This is a genomic window from Celeribacter sp., from assembly GCF_048266405.1.
Taxonomy (GTDB): Bacteria; Pseudomonadota; Alphaproteobacteria; order Rhodobacterales; family Rhodobacteraceae; genus Celeribacter.
Genome location: NZ_JBLWZO010000046.1, coordinates 1 through 5,052, shown reverse-complemented (window position 1 = coordinate 5,052; position 5,052 = coordinate 1). Strand labels below are relative to the sequence as shown.

At 52.0% G+C, this 5,052-nt stretch carries 2 protein-coding genes and 1 pseudogene; 2 read left to right on the top strand and 1 reads right to left on the bottom strand.

All coding sequences use genetic code 11. The annotated features are described in order from the left end of the window. Window positions 1–181, top strand: a pseudogene (locus ACN0TS_RS19175) (hypothetical protein); the annotation flags it as partial. Window positions 182–800: 619 nt separating this feature from the next. Further along, window positions 801–4,070 (top strand): CapA family protein, encoded by a 3,270-nt coding sequence (locus ACN0TS_RS19170; protein ID WP_417260903.1) that lies wholly within the window; start codon window positions 801–803, stop codon window positions 4,068–4,070. Here the strand turns inward: ACN0TS_RS19170 and ACN0TS_RS19165 are convergent. Next, window positions 4,047–4,946 (bottom strand): recombinase family protein, encoded by a 900-nt coding sequence (locus ACN0TS_RS19165; protein WP_417247562.1) that lies wholly within the window; start codon window positions 4,944–4,946, stop codon window positions 4,047–4,049. The genes ACN0TS_RS19170 and ACN0TS_RS19165 overlap by 24 nt on opposite strands. Between the last annotated feature and the right edge of the window lie 106 nt (window positions 4,947–5,052).

Below are 5,052 nucleotides of genomic sequence, written 5' to 3'. Positions count from 1 at the left end.
GCTGGGAGATGTTACCGGTAATGACGGTGTGCTTGGTGAGGTGATCGGAGACGAAGGTCTTGTGGCCGATGCAACAGGTCTGACGCTTGTTACAGACGGTGACCCGTCTGCAGCTGGAGACCTGTTGGGCGGTATCACGGATGACTTGCTGGGTGGCCTGACTGACGACTTGCCGATCTAAAATTAAAAGCCCGGACGGAATATTCCGTCCGGGCCCTACCTAAAATATCGTGTGGTCAAGTAGACACGATACCGAGATCGTCTTCCATCCACTTCTGGAAGGCGTAGGAGAAGCACCCTGCAGAGCTTCTTCTCCCCCTGAGGTTAGTCTTTCAAGACGAAGTCTCAGAACTTGAGAGGCAGATTGTGTACCCCCAAAAACCACTCACCCAGCATGATCTGTCTCTCTTCCCTTGGAATATAAAACGATAGTAGACAGTTTGGCGCATTTTTCTTGCGTGTGTCCAGTTTTTTGACTGCCTCGATCTTTGTATGAGTTCTGCTACGCACCTTTTTTCGTTATTGGAGCATGCCGTTCTTCTTTGTAAGTCTTGCTGATATGCACCATGTTTTTTTAATCATAGAAATAACCGTGCGTTATTGTATTGATCCAAGACTGGGGGGCTTTCATCTTGAGAGACGTCATGGCGCTCGTACCTGGTGGTGATGTTTCCCCCAACATTGATGAGCTAAAGGTCTTCGGTTGAGTTTTTTTTGATGTGCGTGCCTGGAGTTGTGCCGAAGGGGAGCTGAATGGTGGAAAAACCGTTCTTTGCAAGCAGACACAGAGGTCAGCATATATGACGGAGCCACCCAAAGAACCGTTGTCGCGTGTGGAAGCATATCCAAAGGTGCCCTTAAGCCAGCTTTTGGAACAGGCACGTTCTGCTTTGATCTATGCTATTTCTTCAGCTGAGAGTAACGCGCCGATACGCATTTTCTTTTCAATGAGTGATGGTGCTGCAAGGGCAACGGTGGTGCATTTCTCGGGACCGGATCTTGAAAACATCTGGGAGCAGTTGACACGATGGCTGGCTGCACATCCAAAACCGGATCCATTAGTCCGATGGTTGCGCGTCGATTGGATCTGCCGCAGTTGGCAAATGTCTTGGAAACAGGCTCGCCAGGCCATCCAGAGCAGTAAGCGCAACTACTTTAGATATGGTATTGCCCTGGATATTGAGTTTTCGAACGCGTTTCTTGAACAGGAATTGAACGCCAATGCGATGCTCTATTTGGGAAATCATGTCGAGCATGCGGGACTGAACCTCAAGAATTTTGGAATCTACGGTAAGCGTCGGTTTGGGAAAGGTTTCGAGTTGCCGAGTTCGGAGGAAGCGCCTGTCTACCTTTTTGCGACTGAGGCATTTTTCCTCCAAGCGGATCAGCCACCGAAACCGCTTTATGGGTTTGAGGGTGGTGTCGAGGGGAGGGACACAGGGCGCCGCAAGGTCGCTGCGGTGGACAAGCAGTGTGTCTTGCAGTTGATTGATGAGTCTAGTCGTTTTCTGGCCGAGCAGATCGATGAAAAAGGTCGGTTTATTTATGGGCTTCATCCCTGTTTTGATAGGGAAATAAATTCATACAATACGTTGCGTCATGCGAGCACGCTTTATTCAATGTTAGAGGCTTGGGAGGTGACCGGTGACATTGCTCTTAAACAGGCAATTGATCGTGCTCTAGGCTTTTTAACGGAAACCTTGGTGCGGTATTACGATCTACCTAATGGTAGCAAGGTCGCTTATCTTCAGGACGTAAAAAACGAGATCAAACTTGGTGGAAGTGCTGTCTGTATTCTGGCGCTGGTCAAGTACACAGAGTTGACCTCTGACCGACGTCACATGGCCCTTTTAGACGCGTTGGCGCTTGGTATTTCGTATCTTCAAAATAGAGAAACAGGGCAATTGGCCCATGTCTTGAATGCGGATGACCTGACGGTCAAGGATACGTTCCGGGTTATCTACTATGATGGTGAAGCAGCCTTTGGCTTGATGCGGCTTTATGAGTTGACCAAGGATGACCGCTGGCTCGCTGTGGTAGAAAAAGCATTTGAGTATTTTATCGCGCAGGATCATTGGAAAATACATGATCATTGGCTCGGCTATTGCGTGAATGAACTAACGCGCTATCGGCCAGAGGAGCGTTATTTCCAGTTTGGTCTTAAGAATATTGTTGGCCATCTGGATTTTGTCATTGAGAGGATCACGACCTTTCCTACGTTGCTTGAGTTGATGATGGCGTCGCATAAAATGATCGTCCGGCTAGAGCGCTCTGCAGAACATCGACACCTTCTAAAACAGCTTGATAAGGATAAGTTCTACCGTGCTTTGGAGACGCGCGCGCAATACATGTTGAATGGGTTTTTCTGGCCTGAAGTTGCGATGTTTTTCAAACATCCTGCGCGAGTTTTAGGAAGCTTCTTTATCCGCCATCATGCGTTCCGAGTGCGCATTGATGATGTCGAGCATTACCTTTCAGGGTATGTCGCGTATTTGCGGCATTATCTTGAAAGAAGAGATATCGAGACGAATCCGCCTGCGGAAGAACTTTCGGGATCTGATGTGCCTAAAGAATATTTGCCTCGGCCCGCACAAGCCACTTTGGTCATTGGGGGCGGGGTAAACCTTGGGGGACGTGTACATGATCGAGCTGCACAGCTTGGGGCTGGGCAGGTGGTTGATATTCCACCATTGAAGGCCGCAGACCTTTCTATCGTGTCTCTCGACTGTGTGGTGAGTACTCTTGGGACACAAGGTACCGATAAAGGGGAGCACGGGCCGTTTTATCGGCGCGCGCGCCCTGAGATGATTGCCGTTCTTGCTGATGCTGGCATTGATGTCGTTACTGTCGCGAATTCGCACAGTGGAGATTATGGCCCTGCCGCGTTGATGCAACAGCAGGATATCCTTGACGCTGTTGGGATTGCCAATGTGGGTAGTGGGCGCAGTCGTGAGGAGGCTTTTCGGCCTGCCATCTGTCACGTGGGCGAACTCCGTATCGCCTTGTTCAGCCTTGATACTGCTCAACCAAGGTTCTCTGCAACGGCCACAGATGCTGGTACGGCTTATCTGTCTTCGAGTGATGTCGCTCAATGGCAGATTGAATTGGAACCGCGGTTTGCTACGGCAGCCAGGGAGGCAGACCTTGTGTTTGTGTCGATACATTGGGGGGCGCATAGCAATGCTCAGAGGCAAGAGGAGATATCTCACGCCTTGATCGATGTAGGAGCAGATGCTGTTTTCGGAAACGGAGGGCGCGGGCTTCCGAACGTTGAGATTTATAAAACCAAGCCGATACTACGCGGGCTTGGGTCTCTTTTGTCGGATGCGCTACATAATGAAGTGAAGACGAGGGGGGTGTTTCGCTTGGGTTTGAGCCATAGTGGTGTCGATTGGCTGGAATTTGTGCCGGTTGGTGTCGGTTATGGCTTCAGCGAATGCTTGCGGGGAGATGCTGTGCAGAGAGCAGTAGAAGATTTCATGCTAAGTTGTGGGACGCTAGGTGCATCTGTGAGCTCCATGGGAGGGACGGCAGTAATTGATATCGCGTCAGTGCAAGGCGGAGAGCCAAGAGCAACCAAAGCTCTGCGGAAAGAAAAGCGTCTTGACCTTTTGAAGAGCTTTGCTCCAGCCACTAGCTATGGGCAGGCATCACATGTGCCACAGGATGCGTGTATTAAGCCATTCTACCTCAACGGTTTGACCCTTTTGGGGGTGCGCGTAAAGCCATCGTTGATTACTCGGCGTGAGATGCTTTGGGTTGAAACATGGTGGGGTGCAGACATGCTAATAGATGAAAACCTGAAGCTTGAATACAGGGCGGTTCCCGGTGGAGGTGAGAACAGTGCCACTTGGGGGCTGGGTTCGGGACATGATCCTTGTGACTGGATGCAACCGACGCGACATTGGCAGACAGGGAAGATCTATTATGACCGTTTTGGTCTTCGTCCACCTGCACTAGAAAAAATCCATGCACCGTTCTTACAGCTGGAAATTCGAGTTACAGGTAGGAGCCCGAATACAAAGTGCTATCTCCATCCGAAGCCTTTATCTGTTCGTCTCTCCAATTAACCCCATCCTCAGAGCGCGGTCCTTTAGCATCTTCACCGAAGAGACCGACCACTGCGCCGCACCCGACGGGCTGCGTTCCCGCATTTGTTCCAGAGCACGGGCAATCTCGCGCAGAGTAATCTTCGGATTGGCTTTAACCATAGCTGCGACGATGGCGGCGAGCCGGTCGGAAGGTTGGGCTTTCGGCGCGCGGGACATCACGGCGGCGTCGAGCATACCGTCTTTCACAAAGCGTCGCGCGGCGCGTTTGACGCGATCAGGGGACCACGGTTTCGATGGGGCAGGGTGCTGACGGTTGATTGTGTCCGCCACGGCTTGCCACGATTTGTCCGGCCGCATCTGGCGCACAGCAGGCAACCATTCATCCGCCTTCGCGTTGATCTCGTCAAAGAACTGATCGTCACGGGCGCGGGCTACGGCCTTCAGTGCCTCCGGATCGCGGGCTTTGAGTTTCGGATTGCCGCCAACCCGTCCGGCGCGCCGTGCAGTCTCTAATCCAGCGATAGTGCGCTCTCGGATCAAGGCGCGCTCCAACTCGGCAACGGCACCAAGAATCTGTAGCGTGAACTTCCCCTGCGCCGTGGTCGTGTCCACCGGATCGCCCAGGGAGCGGAATCCGGCGCCCTTGGAGCCCAGCTCCTCGATCACCTCCAACAGATGCGCCACAGACCGTGCCAGCCGGTCAATCCGCACGACCAGCAGCACGTCACCGCGCTTGATCCGCTGGAGCAGCTTGCGCAGGGCAGGGCGGTCACGATCCCCGCCGGAACCGGTCTCTTCGACAACGTAATCAGCGCCGGCTTCATTGAGCGCAGCTACCTGTCCCTCAAGCGTTTGCCCGACAGTCGACACACGCGCATATCCGATCATGGCCATGGTGATCTCCTTTGAGGCCTATCTTTGGCGGGTTTTGGCTGTTTGTACAATATTATGAGTATGTAGAAAATGACCGTATTGAACTATTTATAAAATTGAACAAATA

Bases quoted from the DNA above. Each gene is read 5' to 3' on its own strand.
- ACN0TS_RS19170 (WP_417260903.1), top strand. From the start codon at position 801: ATGACGGAGCCACCCAAAGAACCGTTGTCGCGTGTGGAAGCATATCCA.
- ACN0TS_RS19165 (WP_417247562.1), bottom strand. From the start codon at position 4,946: ATGGCCATGATCGGATATGCGCGTGTGTCGACTGTCGGGCAAACGCTT.